Below are 20,377 nucleotides of genomic sequence, written 5' to 3'. Positions count from 1 at the left end.
CTACCGCCGAAGCTCGAAGCTGGTTGCGCCGATCTTGACGGTGGTGTTCAGGGGGACCGGGGTCGGCACGGCCAAACGGTTGCCGTCCAGGAAGGTGCCGTTGGTCGAATCGAGATCCTGGATCATCCACTTGTCATGCCAGAGCATCAGACGCGCGTGGTGGGTGGACGTGTAGTCGTCACGGATGACGAGGCTCGAGTCGCCCGACCGCCCGATCGTGATCGAGTCGCCGGTGAGCGGGAACTCGGTGCCGGACTTCGGGCCGGAGGTGATCACGAGGCGGGTCGCGTTCTGGCTGGTGGCCTTGTCGTCCACGGCGGTGAACGCCGGGCTCGGCCGAGCCGTGAACTGCTCCGTCGGCGCGGAGGCTGCGGCGGCGGGAGGCTGGGTGGCGCTCGGCACGGGCGTGGCGCTCGGGAACGCGGCGGGCGCGCCGGCCGAGCCAGCGACATCCGCCTGCATCTTGCGGGCGCGCTGGCCGAACAGGTCGCTGCGCAGGGCATAGACGATGCCGAAGATGAAGAGCCAGAGCACCAGCAGGAAGCCGAGGCGCAGCACCAGCAGGGTGAGCTCGCTGACGCTCATGCGGTGGGTCCCCAGAATCCGTCCATGTCGTGACGTTCGCGGCCGCCGTCGCGGCGACGCTCGGTCACCGGCTCGGAAGAGGATGCCTGCGCGATGACCCGGAAGACGATGCGGGTGCGGCCGATGGTGACGACGGAATCGGGCTCGAGGATGGCCTGCGTTACCGGTGAACCGTTGAGCTGGGAGCCGTTTGTCGAGCCGAGGTCGCGCACCTGGGCACGGGAGCCGTCCCAGAGGATCTCGACATGCCGGCGAGAGGTGCCGGAGTCGTCGATGGTGATGTCGGCGTCGCTCCCGCGGCCGATGACGGTGTGCGACTGCGTCAGGGGGTAGCGCTTGCCGTTGACCTCGACCACGGGGATCCAGGCGACGCTGCCCTTGATCGTGCTGGAGTCGATCTGGACCATGCCCTCACTGAGGCCGCGATCCGCGGACAGGGTGATCGAGATGCCGCCGGCGAACTGGTAACGCTGCTCGCGGCCGTGCAGCTGCACGAGTTCGGTGAGTTCGTCGAGGAGGGTCTGGCCAAGGGCGGACATGCGCTGGAAGTCGGCATGGCTCATTCGCACCGTGAAGCGATTGGGCGCGAGAATGCGATCGCGGGACACGACCGCTGCTTTTGTGTCGAGTTCGCGACGCAGTGCTGAGGTGATTTCAACCGGCTGCAGCCCCGACCTGAAGGTCTTGGCGAACGCACCGTTGACGGCGCGTTCGAGACCCTTTTCAAAACTATCCAGAATGCCCACAGGTCTCCCGATCCGATCCTTTCGGCTATGAGCATGTTACTTGTCCCAAGTGTTAACTCACCCGCCGGGCAATACCCGGTAAGGGTTGTCATCCTACGGGAGCCAGTCCGGGTCGTTATGTCGGGCGCATATCGGGCGCGTGTTCAGGATGTTCGCCACGCCGCGCAGACCTGTGTTCGCGCGGCCTGCCTGTCTCGAATGGCGTTGTGCCCTCGGAAAGTGCTAATCTGCCTAAGTTCGCGCGAGTGGCGGAATTGGCAGACGCGCTGGCTTCAGGTGCCAGTGTTCGAAAGGACGTGGGGGTTCAAGTCCCCCCTCGCGCACAGTGGGTGTTTCAGGAAATCCAGGCGAAGAGGTCGGTTGAGCAGAAATGCTCAGCCGGCCTCCTGCTTTTAACGAGTCCGAGCGATTTCAGGAGCGGTTTCGCCGTTCGCCGCTCGGTAATTCGCGGGTTAAACGCCAATCAGCCTGCTGGTAGGCAGGCTGAAGCGTTCGGCGCGCGGGGTGACGTTCGGAATTGGCGGAGGTTCCCGCTACTGCGGCGGCGCCAGGGAGGGAAGTGCGCTGTGTTTATTCAGCGGTGTTCCGGTGGCTTCTTTGCGTCGGCGTTCTCGGGAGAGACTCTCGCCGCTGTCACGTTCCGCGGTCTTCACGAAGAAGTCGAATATCTTCCGCAAGTTCGATGACACGGCGGCGATGGTCGCCGCGAGGTAATTGAAGGCGAACTTCTGGAGGTGCTTCACAGCCAACCGGGGGTCCTGATTCCGTTCGGCTGGGGCTCCGGCATCCATCGGGATGGTGACGGTCGCTGGTGTGACGGGGCTGGTAACGCGCTTGCCGCTGGCACGGTCGATTGCCATGTAGGTGCCGGGAGTGGGAGTGAACACTCATCGCCGGGCCGGAGGCAGGGGCTCGATATCCTAGGAACACTGAGATTTTTAAGAAAAGACGAATAGCCCCTGTCTGCGAAAATGGGGTTGCCTATGGCCAGCATTAAGGAATCGAAGATGGCGGCACTGAGAGAACTAACGAAGACCAATCTGGATAAGCAGGGATTCGGAGGCCTCGATGATGACGCCAAGTCTTGTTACGCATGGCCCCTACGATTCACACCGGCAGTGGGCACTGTCTTGATCGTTCTCGGATTGATTTTGCAGTCGCCTATCATTCTTGGATTGGGTGCAATCGTTCCTCTCACAGGGGCACTATTCCCCCGTGGCATGATTCTCGATCTGGTCTATAACTTGGTCGTTCGCCATATGTTTCGCGCTCCGGCGCTTCCCCCCACGCCGAGTCCACGACGGTTTTCCTACCTGCTGTCCACCGTGCTACTTGCAGGTGCGGCCTTGTCCCTCTATTTCGGATTATCAGCGCTGGGAATCGTGCTGGGAGGAATGGTCGCTCTCGGCGGTACAATTCTCACCACGACCCATTGGTGTCTCGGATCGTGGTTGTACAGACAAATTTTTCCCCACGCAGCAGCAAGGTGAAAAGGTCGGGTCCACGCCGCAGAACCACAGCTCGGTCGGATTGCCTCATCAGGAACTGTCAACGGCGTTATGGGAAACTATCCGTTCGTGAGGCACCCGGCCGTCTCGTGACAACTCATGGTCGAACTAGCCAGCAACCGAGCTCGCCGCATCAGCGGTCGCTTTCTCTTCGGCAAGAACTTGGCGATCGCGGCCGCACGGGGCTTTCACGCCACGCCCACTGTCGCCCACGGCGACAATCGCCGTTAGCTCGCGCTCCGGAGGTTCGTGCTGATCCCAGCGCGACGAGCTCAGCACAAGAGCCACCCGTGAAATGATAAACGTTGACGCCGACGTGGATATGTCCCGTGGCATCACAAACGGCAGCCCCGACTGTGTGTACCCCGCCTTCAACGTCCGCGTTGGCATCAATTGCCTCTTCCGCTCTCGCAATGAGTTCCAGGTCGTCACCGGTGAGTTGGCGCACATCCATTCCAGCATTCGCTGTTGGGACGTCCGTCGCCGACGTATGTGCTGGATCTATATCTACCGGGTGCCCGATAGCCGGACGTTCACCGATCAAGGGTGACCGGCACGAACCGGGCGCGGCCAGGATTACGAGAAGCGCTGGCTGCATGCCGGGCCGGGGACACGCTTGTGGTCACCAAGCTCGACCGCCTTGCCCGGTCACTGCGCGACGCGAAAGACATCGTCGATGACCAGAAACTGCACCACACCGCACACAAGTGTAGGCGGTTCAGGAAGGCGTTCCAGCTTTCGTGGCGCTCGCGGGCGCTACAGCGCGGTGGAGCCAGCGGAGGCGTGTCCCTCGATTCCACGAATTTTCAGAAGATTTTCGTCGAACGCCAGAGGATCGGCAAGATCATGCAGAAGAATCGCGAGGAACTACGCAACCAGCACACGGGGTCAGGCCGAAGTTTTGAGTTTTGCAATCAACCCACAGCGAACACGATGGGTTGATTGCCGCCCACCCAGTCGGACAGAAAGGCCGCCGAGAGATTGGGGGCCTTTTGTCGTTCCGGTGGTTTCAGCCCCGGTGGTCGAGCCCGTCGAGACCCGGTGACCCGTCCCGCCCTACAGGTTCGCCCGCTTGCTCGGCAGAGCGATCAGTGTCTGCTTCGGGTCAACCTCCACCGGTGGCCGCAGCCAATGCTGAGTTCCGGTGCGGCTGATCGTCCAATGCTGGTTGTGCAGCAGCAGATGGTGCGGATGACAGAGGAGTACCCCGTCGGCGAGGTCGGTGTAGCCGTTGCCTTTCAACCACTCGTTGATGTGGTGGGCTTCGCTCCAGGCCGGTGATCTGTCGCAGTCGATCCAGAGGCATCCGCCGTCACGCACGGCCATCGCGGCGCGCTGTTTCTCCGTGAAGAGTCGTTCGTCGCGGCCGACGTTGATGATCTGGCCGTTGTCGTCGAATTTGATGCCGCGGGTGCCGGTGTCGCAGAGCAGCCGGTCGATGGTTTCCTGGGAGATGGGGAGAGGGTTGCCCTCGATCTGCCCGTGAGCGGCGGGTTCGGCCGGCCCGTGTTCGTTGACCTGCTCGGCCTGGCCTGCCTGGCCCGTCTTGAGCGCCTTTTCGGTCACGATCACGCGCACCGAGGGGCGGCGCCCGCCGAAGACCCGGCCCGGGTCGGCCTCGCCGGCGATCTTCAGCAGCTGCACCAGGGAGTCAGCGGCGATCTGTTCGGTCGTGCGGGGGTCGTCTTGCATCTTCTTGGCCCAGGCCGCCCGCTGCGCGTCCACGAATCGAACCCCGCCGCGGCGCGGGCCCGTGATCGAGTCGAACGTGGAGAGCATGAACTCGCCGTCTTCGGGGGCAAACAGCCCGCTGAGTCGTACGTTGCCGTTGCCCAGCCGGTAGACCCGCAGGTAGCGGTCGTCGTAGGCCTGCTTCTCCCGGGCGGCGATGCCGGCCTCGTCAAGCTGGTCGCGCATCCGTCTCGCCCGTTTGAAGACCTGATCGGCATTCAGTGACGACGCCTCCGCCAGGAGCGCCTCCAGCGCCACCGCGAGCTTCTCGGCGGTGACCGAGGCGTCGATCTGGCCGAGCCCCGCGCGGATCGACTCGGCCGCGTCGACGGAGAGGGTGCCGGCGGTGACGGCCCGGGCGATCGGCGCCTGCCACGGCACCTTCGCCTCGAACTCGGCGACCTCGGCGGCATCCCTGTCGGGCGAGGAGAGCGCCGCCTCGACCTGCTTCTCGGCTGCTTCGGCATCAGCCATCATGGTGCCGACGGCGACCATTTTGTAGGCGTTGCCCTTCGAGGAGCCGGTCCACTTCTGGATGAGGGCCTCCGGCGAGAGAAACCCCTGCTGCGCCGCCAACCCGGAGTGGCCCAACTCCGGCCGGGACCGGCGGGCGATGGTGCCGGCCATCCACGCGGCGCGGGTGTCGAGCAGGCGGCGAGCCGCCGCGATCTGCTTCTGACCGGACAACACTGCGGCATCAGCCAGCGCCTCATAGTCGGCGCTCGAGGAGCCCAGCAGGGCGACGGCATCGGCCGCTTGCCTGAGGTCATCCGCGAGATCGATCATGATACGAGGATACCTCAAAGCGAACACAGAGTCGAGAGTCTGTCACTATTTGTCGACTCGATTCAGTGTTTATTTCGAAGATTTGTTCACAAGTTCAGAGAGCGGCTCACCGGGTCTCGACCAGCCCGACCACCGTGGATTCGACTGACGGGTTGGGGTGGGCGATCCGAGGGGGACATCCGTCGTCTACGCTCGGGCTATGTCCAGACCGGCGCGACCTGCTCCCCGTGACCTCGTGGTGGGGTGGCCCGACGTGCCGTCGGCGGGCGCCGTCGGCGAGGTGGCCCGTCAGTTCGCGGTGAACGTGCAGGCCGCAATCGGCGAGCGGAGCGTGCGCGCCGCGGCGCGCGATGCCGGGCTCGACCACACGACACTGCTCTCGGTGCTGCACGGGCGGTCCTGGCCGGACCTGGCGACCGTGGCCCGTCTGGAGAACGGTTTGGGTGTCGACCTGTGGCCGGGGCGCGTGGGCCCGCCGTAGGGCCGCCGATTGAGACCTGCGCCGCGAGGCGGGCAGGCCGGCCCGGCAGACGTCGAAGATACGTCTATCCGCAGCCTTGTGGATAACCCTGTGGACAGCAGCGTGAAATGTGGCTGTTGCCCGCATAATTACTGGAATGCCCGATGTGGATAACTTCGCGTGAGACCTGTGGACGACTGCCATAATCGCCGTTTATTGCTGTCGGGAATGACGAGATGCCCAGCTCCGAATACCTCGAATACAGGTTCGAATTTCGGGTGCTCAGCGAATCTCGGTGAGGTAGGTCGTGTAGCCGGCGCTGCGCATTGCGGTGATGATCGGTTCGGTGCCGCCGGGTTCGGCGATAGCGATCATGGCGCCGCCGCCCCCGCCACCGGTCAGCTTCGCTCCGAGGGCGCCGGCGCGGCGGGCGATCGCCACGAGTGACTCGATCTCCGGGCTCGACACCTGTAGCGCGTTGAGCAGTCCCTGATTGATGTTCATCAGTTCGCCGAGCTCGGCGATGTCGCCGCGGCGGAGCGCGTCTACCCCGGCCAACACCAGCCCGTCGATCTGGCTGAAGATAGCGTCGTAGCGCGCGGGGTTGCGCTGCCAGGCGCTGCGCACGAGGCCCACGGTCTGCTTCGTCAGCGACTCCACCCCGGACAGCCCGATGACGATGGGGATCGGGTGGGGAGTGAAGATGTCGCGGATCGTGTGGCCGCCCGGGGCATCCGATCTCTGGAAAAGAACCGACCGGCCGAAGGTGGCGACGGTGTTGTCGATGCCCGACGGGGTGCCATGCACGATCTGTTCGCACTCGAAGGCGAGGCTCGAGACCTCGGCGTCGCTGATCGTGAGCTGGAAGCTGTCGGCGACGGCGCGGATCAATGCCACCGCGAACGCGGCGGAGGCACCCAGGCCGCTGGCGCGCGGCAGGTGAGAGAACACGTCGACCCGAAGGCCGGCGTCGGACACGCCGAGCCGGGTGACGATCAGCGCCGCCACCCGGTGCGAGAGGTCTGCTCGGATCGGTTCGCGCACCGAGCCGTCGACGTCCCAGTCGGCGATGACCGGTTTGCGGAGCGACGTCTGGCGGGTAACCTGCGCGCGCACCGACAGACCGATCGGCGCGGCGATCGCGTGGTAGCCGTAGACGACGGAATGCTCGCCCATCAGGATGATTTTGCCGTAGCCGAGGTGGGCATCCGGGCCGGGGGCGCCGGGGGTGAGGGCAGCAGCGCACGTGGCGGAAGCGCTGGGCGTAAGGGTGGCCGTGGGTGCGGGGTGAGCCGCGGGCAAGGCGACGACGGCGGCGGTGCCGTACCCGGCAACCGGCGCGGCCGGCTCAATGGCCCGGTCGCCGTCGCTGCTCTCTTCGAGGGCCTGCATGATCTGGCGCGCCTTCCACACCTTGATCTCGCCGTCGGTAATGAGCCTCTCGACGACCTCCTCGAACCGGGGTCCACTGGCGCCGGCGGCAGCCGCCACGGCCCGCGCGTGCAGGCGCATGTGGCCGTGCTGGATGCCGTTGGTCGACAGGGCCTTGAGGGCGGCCAGATTTTGGGCCAGCCCCACGGCGGCCATCACCTCGGCCAGCTCGGCCGCTGAAGACACCCCGAGGATCGTGTGGGCGAGCCGTACGGCCGGGTTCGACTCCACCTGGCCGCCGACCGTGCCGACCTTCAACGGGATGGTCAGTTCGCCCACGAGATCGCCGGCGTCGTTCACGCTCCAGGTGGTGAGCGGGCCGTAGCCGTCGCCGCGGCCGGCGTAGGCGTGGGCCGCCGCCTCGATCGCCCGCCAGTCGTTGCCGGTGGCGAGGGCGACGGCGTCGATGCCGTTCATGATGCCCTTGTTGTGCGTGGTGGCCCGGTAGGGATCCATGGCCGCGAACTCGTTTGCGAGCACGATACCGTCGCGCACGCGTTCGCCGGGGAAGTCGGCGGTCTCGAGCAGCGCGTGCGGGATCACGGCACGGGCGCGCACCAGGGCCCGGTCGGTGAGGTTGGAGAGGATGCGCAGGAACACGCGGCCGCCGCTGATCTCCTCGACCAGTGGGGCGAGCCGTTCGCACATCGAGTTGACGACATTGGCGCCCATCGCATCGCGGGTGTCGACCAGCAGGTGCACGACGAGCAGTTCGCCGTTCTGCGCCGTCGCACCGCGCAGGAAGACCTCGATGCCGCGGGCGCCGCCGCCGCGCGCCACCATTTTCGGATGCCCGCTGTCGGCCAGCGCCACGAGCTCGTCGCCGCGCGCGAGCAGGTCAGCCCGGGCGCGCTCGGGGTCGATAAGGTCGACGACCTGGATCTGGCCGATCAGCAGCGGCTCGTCGGTGACGCTCGTGAACCCGCCGGCCTGGCGCACCAGCCGGGCCGCGGAGCTGACCGCGGCGACGATGGAGGGCTCTTCGACCACCATCGGCACCAGGTGGTCCCGGCCGTTGATCTGGAAGTTCAGGCCGAGTCCCATCGGCATTGAGAAGACGCCGATCACGTTCTCGATCAACCGGTCGGCGGCCGCCACGTCGAGGGCGGACGTTCCGTCTGCGAGGTGCGCGGCGGCATCCGTCGACAGGACACCACGTTGCCGGAGGAGCGCGATGCGTTCACTGACCGACAACTGGTAGAAGCGGGGGATGCGGGACCGGCTCATGACGCGGTGCCTCCCTGTAGGCCGGCGGCGAAGAAGCCGAGCGGGACGATGGCGGCCCCGGCCCGGGCGAGTGCCCTGGCGAGTCGCTCGGTGGGTTCTCCAGCGTAGCTAAAGGCCAGACCGACGTCTCCGCCGCCGGCCCCGCTGGTCTTGAAGATGCCGCCCTCGCGCCGGGCGAGGGCGTGCAGTTCACGGTGTCGCTCGCTCACGATGCCGGCCTGGGCATGCGCGTCGAGTTGGGTGAGCGCCGCGAAGTAGTCGGAGGCGAGGCGCAGGAAATCGGCCGGGCTGGCCAGCGCCGCCTCGGCCTGTTCGGCGAGGTGTTTCAGCCGGTCGAGGTCGGCCCGGTGCCGGGCAGGGTTCTCGGCGGCGTAGTCGGCCACGCGGCCCACCAGGCGGGTGGTCAGCGCACCCTCGCCGGTGACGACGGCCGAGATGCAGAGCTCCTCCGGCCAGCGCAGAGGCACCACTGCGGCACCCGGGGCATAGCGGATCAACCCGCCGTGCACGCTCGCGGCCACGTCTCCGCCGCTGCCGGCGCCGTTCTGCGCGCTGCGGTGGGCGGCGTGGGCCAGGCGGAACAGCTCGTTCCGGTCGAGCGTCAGGCCCAGGGCGCGGGCCAGGGCGTCGGTCAGGCCGGCGGCGGTGGCGGCGCTGGAACCGAGGCCGAGCTTGTGGCCGCCCCGGGACAGCGCGCTGCTGTCAATGGTGATGGCGAGCGGGGTCTGACTCTGCGGCAGCACCCGCGCCCGCAGCGCAGCGGCCTGCACGGCGACGCGCACCTGGTCGAAGACGCGGAGGTGGTCGCGCTGCTGGTCGGTGAGCCCGGCCGGGAGGGCGCCATCCGTGCCCAACACCAGGTTCCGGATGCCCAAATTGGACGCGCTGACCTGCCAGGAGCCCGTGGGTGACTCGTCGACCGTCACCTCTACGCGTCGGTCGACGGAGGTGAGCAGGGCCGGCGCGCCCTCGAGCACGGCGTACTCGCCCAGCAGGAAGAGCTTGCCGGGCGCGGACGCCCGGATCGTCGGCTTCGGCGGAGGCGTCGGCAGAGTCGTCGCCATGGTCATTCCAGCCGGCAGGCGGCCGGGCCGAGCGCGCTGATGCGCGCCTCGAGCACCCCGGGCACGAGCACCATCGCTCGCTGAACCGCGGCGGCGTCGCCGGGCAGGCAGAGCACCTTGACTTGCGGCCCGGCGTCGATGGTGAAATAGGCCGGCACGCCCTGGGCGCGAAGACCCGCCACGGCGTGCATCGCGGCGACGGTCGCGGCGTTCCAATAGATCAGTGCGGGTCGGGTCGTGAGCATCAGGGCGTGCAGTTTGAGGCAGTTGTACTCGGAGAGCTGCCCGAGCCGGGCGAAATCGCGGTCACGGATGGCGGAGCGCATCTCGTTGAGGTCGTCGTCGGCCGAGTCAAGCCAGGCCTGGTAGAACGGCGAGGAGGCCTTGCTCTCGTTCATGCCGATAGTGGAATTTATCGATTTCTCTCCGTGCTCGGTGATCGCCACGACGACCGCCAGCGGCCAGCCCGCCCGGTCGAGCAGCTCTTCCGCGTAGGCGTCCGATCCGTCGGCGGCGGTGCCGGCGTGCATCTCGGCGAAGCCGCCGAAGATCGAGCGGGCGGCCGAGCCCGAGCCGTGCCGGGCTAGGATCGACAGTTCGCGGTCGGCCAGGGTGAGGCCGGCGGCGCCGGACGCGGCAACCGCGAGGGCGGCGAAGCCGGATGCCGACGAGGCGAGGCCGGCCCCGGTCGGAAAGTTGTTCGTCGACGTCACGATGGCGTTCAGTCCGGCGACGGACAGGCCCATGCTGGCGGCATGCCCACGCACCAGGTCGAGAACGTGACTGATGCGCGTGGCCTCGATGCGGCATCCGGCCAGCCACAGTTCATCGGCGACCAGACCGGGCGTGAAGGTGACGCGGGTGTCGGTGTAGAGCGCGTCGAGCGTGACCGAGATGGAGCCGACCGCGGGCGTGTTCAGGGCGGCGTCGCGCTTGCCCCAGTATTTGACGAGGGCGATGTTGCTGTGCGCGCGGGCCACGGCGGTGGCGCCACCATCGATGGGTTGGTCCACAGTGGTGCTCCGATCGGGTTCACTCGATTTTAGTCGCTTCCCGGGGGGCCGCACCGCCGTGATCGGGTCGGTTCCGCCTGACGATCTGCTCCTGGTCACCACTTTCACCAACCGATCCGTTGATAATGGAGTGGTGCGTTTGAGACCCGGTGTGGGTGAACAACCACGCCAAACCTGAAGAGGGAACTGTTGACGCCTGGAATTAGTGGATTCTCCCTGTTCGTGCCGCCCTACCGGGTGCAGCTCGAAGCCTGGTGCGACTGGAACGACCAGCCGTGGGGGAAGGTCCGGAACGTCGTTGGACGCAGCTTCCGCATGCGCGGCCCGGGCCAGAGTGTCTACACGCTCGCGGCGAACGCGGTGTGGCGTTTGATCCGCGACTACGACATCGACCCCGGTCAGGTCGGCCTCCTGGCCCTCGGCACCGAATCCAGCAGCGACAACTCGGCCGGTGCGGTCATCGTCAAGGGCATGGTCAACGACGCCCTCACCGCCCATGGCATGCCGCTGCTCGCGCGCGACTGCGAGGTGCCCGAGTTCAAGCAGGCCTGCCTCGCCGGCGTCTACGGCATCAAGGCCGCCCTGCGCTACCTGGCGACGGATGGCGTGGGCCGCCAGGCCATCGTCGTCTCCGCCGACATCGCCGAATACGCTCGCGGCGGCAGCGGCGAGCCCACCCAAGGTGCAGGCGCCGTCGCTGTGCTCCTGGAAAGCGAGGCCCGACTGCTGGAAGTAAATCTGGCCGGGTCCGGCAGCGACTCCGACTACCGGGTGGCGGACTTCCGCAAGCCGTTCGCGCGCTTCCGCGGGCAGCCGCCCCGCGACGACGGGCAGATGCAGGACCTGCCCGTGTTCAATGGCCGGTACTCGACCAGCTGCTACATCGACGCCACCCACCACGCGATGGCGGCCATGCTGGGAAAGCGCCCCGGCAATTCCCTCGATTACTTCAACGAGGTCGACCGGGTGTTCATGCACCGCCCGTACCACCAGATGCCGGCGACCGGCTGGGTGATGGCCTACCTGTTCACGCTCGCGGCCGACAAGGAATCGGGCCGCGACCAGCTGCGCGCGCACTGCGCGGATGCCGGGATCGACGCCGACCTCCTGCTCGCCGAGATGTGCGCACCCTCGCCGTTCCACGGAAACGGGGCCGACATCGGCGAGATCATCGGTGACGTCTTCCCGCTGTCCCGCCGCCTGCGCCAGCACCTGCGAAGCACCGAAGTCTGGAACACCCTGGTCAGCGAGAAGCTCGGCCTCGGCTCGGACGCCATGCGCGACCTGGGCAACCTCTACACGGCCGCCCTGCCGGCGTGGCTCGCATCCGGTCTGCAGCACGCACTGACGGAGGGCCTCGAGCTCGCCGGCCAGGAGTGGTTGGCGCTCGGCTACGGCAGCGGCGACGCCGCCGAGGCTCTCCCGATGCGGGTCGCCGAGGGTTGGCAGGCCGCCGCCGCACGCATCAACTTCGAGACCGCCCTGCACGGCCCGGTCGACCTGACCGAGGCGCAGTACATCGCGCTGCACGAGGGGCGCCCCGGTGACCTCGTGCCGGCCCCGGCCGAGGACCAGTTCGTCGTCGACCACCTCGGCACCGCGAACGGCCCCGACTTCTACGACCAGGGCATCGAGTATTACCGCTACGTGCCCCTTACCGCCTGACGTTCTCGTCGCCTGACGCGCGATTCAATCCCTTGAGCGCGTGAACCAATTCGACGGAGATTTTGCTCCAGAACCCGGTTTTTCGCACCGATCGGGGTGATCCCGGCAAAATCTCCGTCGAATTGGTGAGGTCGGCACCGTGAGCACGGGCGGCCCAGAAAGCCGAGCTGGCTGAGCGCCAGGCCGCTTTCCGGGAGTCGCTGAGGTCGTGCCGAAATCAACCCTGCACCTAGAGCGCAGATCCGAGTAAAGTCGGGCCATGAAACCCCGAATCCGACTCCTGTCCAGCGTCCTCGCCGCCATCCTCGCCGCCTCGGGCGTGCTTGCCGCCGGTGCTCTACCGGCATCCGCCGCACCCACGGCCCCGGCCAACAAATACGTCGCCTTGGGCGACTCCTACGCGGCTGGGCAAGGCGGCGGTGGCTACGTGGACAGCTGCCTGCAGAGCCCGAGCGGCTACCCCGCCCTTCTGGACGCGGTGAAGGGCACAAACCTGCTGCGCAACGTCAGTTGCAGCCTGGCCACCACCGGGACTGTGACCACCACGCAGCTGTCGTCCCTGAACCGGGGGACCACCCTGGTGACACTTACCGTGGGCGGCAACGATCTGAATGTGGCCGGCGTGGCGGCGGCGTGCGCGTCCGCGGATCCGGTCGCGTGCGGGAACGCCATCTCCACCGCCGGCGCCCTGATCTATTCCGGCGAGCTTACAGCCCGTCTGGCCGACACCTACGCACGCGTCGCGGCGGCCGCCCCGAATGCCCACGTGGTCGTCACCGGCTACCCGCTGCTCTTTGCCCCCTCGGCTGACCCGCTGATCGCCCAGCTCAACGGGGCAACCATGCTGCTAAACCAGACCATCCAGGGCGTCGTAGCCCAGGCCCAGGCAATCCGACCGAACTCCAGCTTCGAATACGTCGACGTGTCCGCGGCTTTCGCGGGCCACGGCATCGGAGACGTCGACTCGTGGGTCTACTTCGCCGGTCCGGATGCCTTCCACCCGACCCCCGCCGGCTACCAGGCCTACGCGGCGGCCATCCAGGCGGCGCTGTAACTCGGTAGCAGTCCCGGTTCCCGGCTCCCCGGGCACTGGCCTGCCGACGCCGCGAACGAATTCGACGGAGATTTTGACGAAAATCGACCTATTTCATGTGAAATGCGGTCACTATCGCGAAATCTCCGTCGAATTGGTTAGGGCCAGGGCGACGGACGAGGGGCCGGGGCCGGGGCCAGGGCTTGAAACGAGGGAGGGCCCCCGACGATGTGCCGGGGCCCTCCCCGCGGAAGCGAACTAGTCGTTCGGCTCCAGGAACTCGGTGGCGTGCGCGATCGTCGGGATCGAGGACGTGATGACGGTGCCGTCGGCCCGTCGCCCGCCCTCGACCAAGGTCCGAGAGGGTGCCCCCGGGTCGCGCGGGCCCTGGTGGGTCAGCGCGACCGTGATGGGCAGGCCCATCCGCACGATGACGGAAACACCGCGCACGGACAGCATGACGTCGACGCCCTCCTCGATCGTGAGGTTGACCTCGCTCTGACGCACGTCCACGCGCAGCCGGGTTCCCCGGAGCGTGACGCGGAAGGTCAGCGCCTCCCAGGTCTCAGGCAGTCGCGGGTCGAGGGTGATCTTGCCGCCGTGGTCGCGCATGCCGCCGAAGCCGTAGACGAGCGCGCTCCAGACACCGCCGGCGGATGCCACGTGAACGCCGTCCGCCGCGTTGTGGTGCAGATCGGCGAGGTCGACGAACAGGCCCGAGGTGAAGTATTTGAGCGCCAGCTCGTGGTAGCCGACCTCGGCCGCGATGATCGACTGCACGACGTCGGACAGCGTCGAGTCACCCGTGGTGATCGGGTCGTAGTAGTCGAAGTCGGCACGTTTCTGCTCCGGCGTGAACTGGTCACCCTGCAGCAGGAGGGCGAGCACGACATCCGCCTGCTTGAGCACCTGGAAGCGGTAGATCACGAGGGGGTGGTAGTGCAGCAGCAGCGGGCGGTTGGCGGGCGGCGTCTGCGAGAGGTCCCAACGTTCCTTCTCCAGGAACTGCGCGTCCTGCGGGTGGATGCCCAGGGTCTTGTCAAAGGGGATGTGCATTGCTTCCGCGGCGAACGACCACTCGATGATCTCGGCCTCGCCGAGTCCGAGGCGGGCGACCATGAAGTCGTAGGAGGCGATGTCGACCTCGCGCAGTCTGCGCACACTGGTGACCGCGTCCCGCAGGTTCGAGCGGGCCATGATGTTCGTGTAGAGGTTGTCGTTGACGACAGTCGTGTACTCGTCGGGCCCGGTGACGCCGTGGATGTGGAAGACGTCGTTGCCGTTGCCGCGCCAGAAGCCGAGATCGGCCCACATGCGCGCCGTCTCCACCAGGATGTCGATGGCCTCGCGGGAGAGGAAGTCCTCATCGCCGGTGGCCGACACGTACTGGGTCAGCGCATAGGAGATGTCAGCGTCGATGTGATACTGCGCGGTGCCGGCGGCGTAGTACGCGGACGACTCCAGGCCGTTGATCGTGCGCCACGGGAACAGCGCGCCCAGCTGGTTCAGTTCGGTGGCGCGCACCCTGGCGTGCTCGAGCATCGCGTGCCGGAACCGCAGCGCGTTGCGCGCGGCGTTCGGCGACGTGTAGGTCAGGAAGGGGAGCACGTACACTTCCGTGTCCCAGAAATAGTGGCCGCCGTAGCCGGATCCGGACACGCCCTTCGCGGACACGCCCTGGCCGTCGGCTCGCATGGACGCCTGCGCGAGCTGGAAGAAGTTCCAGCGGGTGGCCTGCTGGAGGGCAGGCTGGCCGGCGAGTTCGACATCCGTGCGCGCCCAGAAAGCGGTGAGCCAGTCGCGCTGCTCGGCGACGTACTGCTCGGTTCCGGCTGCGACGGCGCGGTCGAGCGTGCGGTCGCACCGGTCGGCGAGCTCGTGCGTGGGCACGCCGGTGGAGGTGTGGTAGCTGAGGGTCTTGGTCAGTCGGATGGACTGGCCCTGCTTGGCCTTGATGCGGTAGACGTGCTTGGCGAGGTCGTCGCCGATGTGCGAGGCCTCGTCGTACTCATTGAGCGTCTCAAGCTGGTGGTCGGCGGCGCAGGCGATGGTCATGCCCGAGTTCGTGCAGCGGAAGCCGAGGATGTAGCGGCCCTCGGATGCCCGTTTGAAGCGGGGGCGCAGCACCCGGTCGGTGAACGACTCGGCCCTACGCGGGTCGAAGTCCTTGCCGTTGGTGGGCTTCGGGGCGTCGTACTCGCCGATGCCGTCCTGGCGGTTGAGGATCTGGCTGGAGATCACGACCGACGCGTCGGCGTCCAGCATGGTGACCTCGTACTCGAGGATCGCGAGGTGGCGTTCCGTGAACGACACCAGGCGGCGCGACTGGATCAGCACGCGCTTGCCCGAGGGCGTGCGCCATTCGAGGGATCGGGAGAGGATGCCGCCGGCGAAGTCGAGGCGGCGCTCATAGCTGAGCAGATCCGCGAGGGTCAGGACGAGCGGCTCGTCGTCGACGTAAATGCGAATGATCTTGGCATCCGGCGCGTTGACGATCGTCTGCCCGACGCGCGCGAAGCCGAAGGCCTCTTCCGCGTGCCGGATCTGCCAGGTCTCGTGGAACCCGTTGATGAACGTGCCGTGGGCGTGGCCGTCCCGGCCCTCGTCCACGTTGCCGCGCAGGCCGAGGTACCCGTTGCCGGTGGCGAACAGCGTCTCGGTGCGTCCCATGTCGTCACCGGAGAAGTCCTTCTCGACCAGGGCCCACTCGTCGATCGGAAATCGGTTGCGGTCGAGCGGGTCGTTCGTGTCGGTGATCCGGTTCATTCTCCGGCCTCCGTTTCGACGTTGGGGAGCAGCTCGTGCAGGTCGGGGACGACGACGTCGGCCCCGGCGTGGAGCAGGGTCTGCGTGCCCACGCCGCGGTCCACTCCGAGCACGAGGCCGAAGTTGCCGGCGCGGCCGGCCTGGATGCCCGAGTGCGCGTCTTCGACGACGACGCACTGGGCCGCATCGAGGCCGAGCAGTTCCGCGCCGAGCTCATAGGTGTCGGGGGCCGGCTTGCCGGCCAGGCCACGCTCGGCCGAGAGCAGGCCATCGACGACGATTTCGAAGCGTCCGCGAATGCCGGCTGCCGCGAGGGTCTTCTCCCCGTTGCGCGAGCTGGTGACGACGGCCACGGCGAGGCCGGCGGCCACGACGTAGTCGAGGAACTCGATCGATCCCGGGTAGGGCGTGACGCCACTTTCGGCGAGGGTCTCGTTGAAGGCCTCGTTCTTGCGGTTGCCGAGGCCGCAGACGGTGTTGCGCTCCGGGGCGTCCGTCGGGTCGCCGTCGGGCAGCTGGATGCCCCGGGAGGCGAGCAGCGACCGCACGCCGTCATAGCGGGGCTTGCCATCGATGTACTGGAAGTAGTCGGCGTCGCTGTAGGCGGGGCTCACTCCCTGGTCCTCGAGAAAGCGGGTGAACAGGCGCGACCAGGCGGCCATGTGAACATCGGCGGTGGGCGTGAGCACCCCGTCGAGGTCGAAGAGTACACCGCGCATGGACAGGAGCCGGGCGCGCGTTTCCGCGCGCGACAGGGGGAATCGCGTAGAAGTCATAACTGATGCCTTGCTTGGTAGGTCCTGAGACAGTGGGAGGTCTGATCGAAGCGGTCAAATGATCACGATCTCGATCGGGGGATCGACGTGATGTGCGCCAACGCGGCGAGGAATGCGATTGACGACGCTGCGGACCAGGGCTAGGACTGCATACGCCTGAATACTCCCCCCGATCCTATGCCCCCGAAGGCGTTGCGCCGATTTCTCCGGTTGCGCGGCCCTGATCCCCCGGTCTCCGGCGCGCCCGGAAAATCGGCCGATACAATTGACAGGATGAACCGCGAACGGAGCGCGCTCTCGGTCGCACCCGCGTCCGCGAATCGGTCGCGCTCCGTGCGGCTGGCGGGCCGGCGTTTCCGACAGCTCTTCTCGGTCACGGTCGCGGTGCTCGTCCTGCTGGTGGCGGGCCTCGCGATGGCCAACTTCAGCCAGGGTCCCCGCCTGGCCTCCGCCGAGATCAACCTCGACGCCGCCGTCACGCGTGGCAATGCGCGCCTGCTGCTCACCGCGAACCAGCCGCTGGCCGAGGTCCAAGCCGGCCAGGTGACGGTGTCCCCGGCTACAGAGGTCTCCGCTCGTGTCGCCGACCGCGCCCTGACGGTGGAGTTCGCCGGCATCCTGCGCTACAACACCGTCTATACGGTGACGGTGACGGATGTCGCGAGCATCACCCAGGACGCCACCGCCACCCTGGAATACGAGTTCACGACCCCGGACGCCGACATCTATGCGCTGCAGCGCGACAGCCGGGTGGACGACGCCGGCGCGAAGCGGCCCGACACCGTGCGCCGCACGACCCTGCAGGGCCGGGGCGACGGAGACATCGTGTTCAGCGCCCCGCGCATACAGCAGTATGTCGCCCTGGAGAACCACCTCGCCGCCGTCACGCTCGCCGAAGACGACACGGCCACCCTCGAGGTGGTCTCGTTCGGGGGCGGGGACAACGTGCAGGTGCCCGTGCCGGGCGCGGGCGTGATCGAGAACCTGGCGGCCTCCCCGTCGAAAACCCTGATCGCGTACACCTTCACCAGCGCCCCGGAGACGGCGGGGCGCCGCTACGACCGCACCCCCTTCGTCTACGACCTGACCGAGTACTCGGGCCTCCCGGCCGAGGTCACCGGGGTGGACGGCCTGCCGATGACGGTGATGGACCTGCGCTTCGTGCCGGACAGCACCTCTCTCGTCGTGCAGAACGCCGGGCAGACCCTGTTCCTGATCGACATGCTCGGCGACGCCGTGCTGACCCCGTTGGGCGAGCACGACGAGATGCGCGGATTCGTTCCCGGCACCCGCGCGCTCGTCGTCGCCGACCCCGACCAAGGCTCGACGATCGACCTCGCCGACGGGGCCGTGACCACACTCGACCTCGCGCCCAGCCTGCTCGAAGCGAGCGCCTACCCCGGCAAGCTCGTGCTCCTCACCGAGCAGGGGCGCTACGCCCGCCTATTTCTGCAGGAGACCGGCGACAGCAACCAGCTGGCTTCCCTGATCGCCGTCACCGACGCCGCCGACTCGAGCGTCGCGTTCACTCCCGCGTCGGACGCGTCGCGCGTGCGGGACTTCTGCGTCTCGCCGAACGGCCAGTACCTCGCGGTGGAGACGATCCCGGCGGCCGGCCTCGGCGACGACTACCCGACCCTGCCCGCGTTCTCGGGCATGACGACCACCCTGGTAGACCTCGACCGCGGCACCAGCAGCCGTAGCGTGTCCGGTTTTCTCCCTGATTGGTGCGGCTAACCGACGGATGCCCCCGCCAACCTCCTGCCGATGGCTTCCTGTCCCGAGCGCGACCGAGTCGAAACAGGACAAGATATACCCATGAGTCAGGCCATCGCCGCGCGGCCCTTCACCGCGCGCCGGAGGCCCGGCCGCGGCCCCTGCCGACACCGTGGCGGACACCTTCCGCGACTTCGTCACCCTGTCGATCAGCGTGGTGGTCGAGTCACTGCCGTTCGTCTTCCTCGGCATCGTGCTGTCGATCGTGGTGCAGACCTGGCTGCCGGAGGGGTTCCTGCTGCGGCGCCTGCCGAAGAACCCAGTCGCCCGGCGGGTCGTACTCTCGCTGCTGGGCATGCTGCTGCCGGTTTGCGAGTGCGGCAATGTGCCTCTGGCGCGCGGCCTGATCGCCAAGGGGCTGACGGTCGGCGAATCGATGACGTTACTCTTCGCGGCCCCGATCCTCAACCCGGTGACCTCGGTTGGGACAGTGGCATCCTGGTCTGGCGCATCGCCGGCGGATTCCTGATCGCCAACCTGATCTGCTACATCTACAGCCGGCACCTGAAACCCGAGTCCCTGCTCGCTCCCCGGTTTCAGGATGCCTGTGCACTCGGCGACCACCATGACGCGGCCGACGGGAAGATCAAGCGCAGCGCCGGTCTGTTCACGAAGGAGACCAGCGCGATGTTGCCGGCGCTCTTTATCGGCGCCGGACCGGCCGGGCTGATCCAGACCGCCGTCTCCCGCGAGGTGCTCGTGACGCTCGGCAGCCACCCGGCCTGGTCCGTGCTGGCGCTGATGGCCCTGGCCTTCGTGGTTTCGATCTGCTTCAACGTCGACGCCTTCTTCATCCTCTCGTTCGGTGCGACGTTCATGCCCGGCGCCATCGTGGCCTTCCTGGTCTTCGGCCCGATGATCGACATCAAGATGCTGGCCCTGCTGCGCACGCCCTTCACGGCTAAGACCCTGATGCAACTCACCCTGATTGTGGCTCTCTGTTCCGCGGTTCTCGGATTGGCGATCAACTATGTCGTTTAGACGGCTCCTGCGGCGCTGGCAGGGCGCGCTCCTCAGCATCGTGGGCATTGTGGCCACGGTCTGGCTGGGGGTCAGCGGGCAGCTCGGGCTCTACATCCACCCCGGTACTTCGTGTTCACCATGGTGATGGCCGTGATCGCCGCCGCGCTGGTGGTGGCCGCATTCGCTCTCCTGCCCGCAGCCGAAGACGAGCACGAGCACGAGCTGCCTGAGGGCGACGGAGGACGCTGGGCGTGGCTCTGGTCGGCCGGCAGCATCCTGATCATCGTCGCGGCCACCGGGGGCCTCCTGGTGTTGCCGCCGGGGACCCTGACCACGGCCACGGTCGCCAAGCGCGACCTGAATGGCTCGACCTCGCTCATCACGCAGAAAGAGGCGAGCGACCTCGTCGGCGGCGACTACTCGACCTTCACCGTGCGGGACTGGTCCTCGTTGGTGCGCCAAGGCGGCGGCGAGGACTTCTTCGCCGACAAGACCGCGACCGTGACCGGGTTCGTCACGCCCGACACGAGCGACCCCGAGAATGTGTTCTTCGTGGCCCGCTTCGTCGTGTCCTGCTGCGCGGTCGACGCGCAGCCGGTCGGCATCCCCGTCTACTACTCCGGCTGGCAGGACGAATTCCCGACCGACAGCTGGGTTGCCATCGAGAGCGGTTTCGACACCAACCCGAGCATCCGCAGCGAGGAGGCCATCGCCCTGGTTCCGAGCGAGATCACGCCCACGGACCAGCCCGCCCAGCCGTACGTCTACTGACGCCGGCAAGCTGATCGGGCCGCTCTGACGCCCGGTGCCCGCTGCATCCGTCGCTACGCAAACTCGGAGAAATTGC

At 67.3% G+C, this 20,377-nt stretch carries 19 protein-coding genes and 1 tRNA gene; 11 read left to right on the top strand and 9 right to left on the bottom strand.

Annotation, left to right across the window (positions count from 1 at the left end; all coding sequences use genetic code 11):
- Window positions 1–585 (bottom strand): FHA domain-containing protein, encoded by a 585-nt coding sequence (locus CXY81_RS09520; RefSeq protein WP_104194712.1) that lies wholly within the window; start codon window positions 583–585, stop codon window positions 1–3.
- A complete protein-coding gene (locus tag CXY81_RS09515; RefSeq protein WP_104194711.1) occupies window positions 582–1,331 on the bottom strand; it encodes a DUF3662 and FHA domain-containing protein in 750 nt (249 codons plus the stop codon). Before CXY81_RS09515 ends, CXY81_RS09520 begins: the two co-directional genes overlap by 4 nt.
- Before the next feature lie 239 nt (window positions 1,332–1,570).
- On the opposite strand from CXY81_RS09515, the gene CXY81_RS09510 reads away from it, so the two are divergent.
- Window positions 1,571–1,654: transfer RNA gene (locus CXY81_RS09510), tRNA-Leu, on the top strand.
- Between the two features lie 210 nt (window positions 1,655–1,864).
- Here the strand turns inward: CXY81_RS09510 and CXY81_RS09505 are convergent.
- The gene (locus tag CXY81_RS09505; protein ID WP_104194710.1) at window positions 1,865–2,218 is read right to left on the bottom strand and encodes a hypothetical protein; all 354 of its coding nucleotides are present in this window, start codon (window positions 2,216–2,218) and stop codon (window positions 1,865–1,867) included.
- Between the two features lie 96 nt (window positions 2,219–2,314).
- Here CXY81_RS09505 and CXY81_RS09500 point away from each other — a divergent pair, with 96 nt between their 5' ends.
- Both CXY81_RS09500 and CXY81_RS17520 read left to right on the top strand, forming a co-directional pair.
- On the top strand, window positions 2,315–2,821 hold the full coding sequence (locus CXY81_RS09500) for a DUF4395 domain-containing protein (protein WP_158252044.1): 507 nt from the start codon (window positions 2,315–2,317) through the stop codon (window positions 2,819–2,821).
- A 564-nt stretch (window positions 2,822–3,385) separates the two neighbouring features.
- Complete coding sequence (locus CXY81_RS17520; protein ID WP_369828371.1) at window positions 3,386–3,781, top strand: recombinase family protein; 396 nt, start codon at window positions 3,386–3,388, stop codon at window positions 3,779–3,781.
- A gap of 114 nt (window positions 3,782–3,895) precedes the next feature.
- Here the strand turns inward: CXY81_RS17520 and CXY81_RS09485 are convergent, their stop codons facing one another.
- Complete coding sequence (locus CXY81_RS09485; RefSeq protein ID WP_104194708.1) at window positions 3,896–5,356, bottom strand: DUF222 domain-containing protein; 1,461 nt, start codon at window positions 5,354–5,356, stop codon at window positions 3,896–3,898.
- Between the two features lie 199 nt (window positions 5,357–5,555).
- Between CXY81_RS09485 and CXY81_RS09480 the strand changes: the two genes are divergently transcribed.
- On the top strand, window positions 5,556–5,837 hold the full coding sequence (locus tag CXY81_RS09480) for a helix-turn-helix transcriptional regulator (protein ID WP_134342752.1): 282 nt from the start codon (window positions 5,556–5,558) through the stop codon (window positions 5,835–5,837).
- Window positions 5,838–6,098: 261 nt separating this feature from the next.
- On the opposite strand, the gene CXY81_RS09475 is transcribed toward CXY81_RS09480, so the two are convergent.
- From CXY81_RS09475 to mvaD, 3 genes are read right to left on the bottom strand one after another with little or no spacing between them, the layout of a single operon-like run.
- Window positions 6,099–8,474 carry a hydroxymethylglutaryl-CoA reductase, degradative gene (locus CXY81_RS09475; RefSeq protein WP_104194707.1) on the bottom strand — a complete coding sequence of 792 codons (2,376 nt, stop codon included), beginning with the start codon at window positions 8,472–8,474 and terminating at the stop codon, window positions 6,099–6,101.
- Complete coding sequence (locus tag CXY81_RS09470) at window positions 8,471–9,538, bottom strand: mevalonate kinase (RefSeq protein ID WP_104170943.1); 1,068 nt, start codon at window positions 9,536–9,538, stop codon at window positions 8,471–8,473. The genes CXY81_RS09475 and CXY81_RS09470 overlap by 4 nt, the downstream gene beginning before the upstream one ends.
- A 2-nt stretch (window positions 9,539–9,540) precedes the next feature.
- Window positions 9,541–10,551: a diphosphomevalonate decarboxylase gene (gene mvaD, locus CXY81_RS09465; RefSeq protein ID WP_233194109.1), complete on the bottom strand. Its 1,011-nt coding sequence runs from the start codon at window positions 10,549–10,551 to the stop codon at window positions 9,541–9,543.
- Window positions 10,552–10,740: 189 nt separating this feature from the next.
- Here mvaD and CXY81_RS09460 point away from each other — a divergent pair, with 189 nt between their 5' ends.
- Both CXY81_RS09460 and CXY81_RS09455 read left to right on the top strand, forming a co-directional pair.
- Window positions 10,741–12,216: a hydroxymethylglutaryl-CoA synthase family protein gene (locus tag CXY81_RS09460; RefSeq protein ID WP_104194705.1), complete on the top strand. Its 1,476-nt coding sequence runs from the start codon at window positions 10,741–10,743 to the stop codon at window positions 12,214–12,216.
- A 259-nt stretch (window positions 12,217–12,475) separates the two neighbouring features.
- Window positions 12,476–13,270, top strand: a complete 795-nt coding sequence (locus tag CXY81_RS09455; protein ID WP_104194704.1) for a GDSL-type esterase/lipase family protein — start codon at window positions 12,476–12,478, stop codon at window positions 13,268–13,270.
- A 237-nt stretch (window positions 13,271–13,507) separates the two neighbouring features.
- On the opposite strand, the gene CXY81_RS09450 is transcribed toward CXY81_RS09455, so the two are convergent.
- Complete coding sequence (locus CXY81_RS09450; RefSeq protein WP_104170946.1) at window positions 13,508–16,015, bottom strand: glycoside hydrolase family 65 protein; 2,508 nt, start codon at window positions 16,013–16,015, stop codon at window positions 13,508–13,510.
- Entirely contained in the window at window positions 16,012–16,791 is a 780-nt protein-coding gene (locus CXY81_RS09445; RefSeq protein WP_166786534.1) for an HAD family phosphatase, read from the bottom strand. The genes CXY81_RS09450 and CXY81_RS09445 overlap by 4 nt, the downstream gene beginning before the upstream one ends.
- A 273-nt stretch (window positions 16,792–17,064) precedes the next feature.
- On the opposite strand from CXY81_RS09445, the gene CXY81_RS09440 reads away from it, so the two are divergent.
- From CXY81_RS09440 to CXY81_RS09430, 5 genes are all read left to right on the top strand, one after another.
- Window positions 17,065–18,528 carry a hypothetical protein gene (locus tag CXY81_RS09440; protein ID WP_104194703.1) on the top strand — a complete coding sequence of 488 codons (1,464 nt, stop codon included), beginning with the start codon at window positions 17,065–17,067 and terminating at the stop codon, window positions 18,526–18,528.
- A gap of 151 nt (window positions 18,529–18,679) precedes the next feature.
- Window positions 18,680–19,036 (top strand): permease, encoded by a 357-nt coding sequence (locus CXY81_RS17245; protein WP_255408690.1) that lies wholly within the window; start codon window positions 18,680–18,682, stop codon window positions 19,034–19,036.
- A complete protein-coding gene (locus CXY81_RS09435) occupies window positions 18,940–19,548 on the top strand; it encodes a permease (protein ID WP_255408691.1) in 609 nt (202 codons plus the stop codon). The genes CXY81_RS17245 and CXY81_RS09435 overlap by 97 nt, the downstream gene beginning before the upstream one ends.
- The gene (locus CXY81_RS16420; RefSeq protein WP_158252043.1) at window positions 19,538–19,675 is read left to right on the top strand and encodes a hypothetical protein; all 138 of its coding nucleotides are present in this window, start codon (window positions 19,538–19,540) and stop codon (window positions 19,673–19,675) included. Before CXY81_RS09435 ends, CXY81_RS16420 begins: the two co-directional genes overlap by 11 nt.
- Complete coding sequence (locus CXY81_RS09430; RefSeq protein WP_233194117.1) at window positions 19,669–20,301, top strand: TIGR03943 family protein; 633 nt, start codon at window positions 19,669–19,671, stop codon at window positions 20,299–20,301. The genes CXY81_RS16420 and CXY81_RS09430 overlap by 7 nt, the downstream gene beginning before the upstream one ends.
- Window positions 20,302–20,377: the final 76 nt, after the last annotated feature.

The organism is Cryobacterium sp. M25, from assembly GCF_002929635.1.
GTDB lineage: Bacteria > Actinomycetota > Actinomycetes > Actinomycetales > Microbacteriaceae > Cryobacterium > Cryobacterium sandaracinum.
This window is presented reverse-complemented; position numbering and strand designations above follow the sequence as displayed.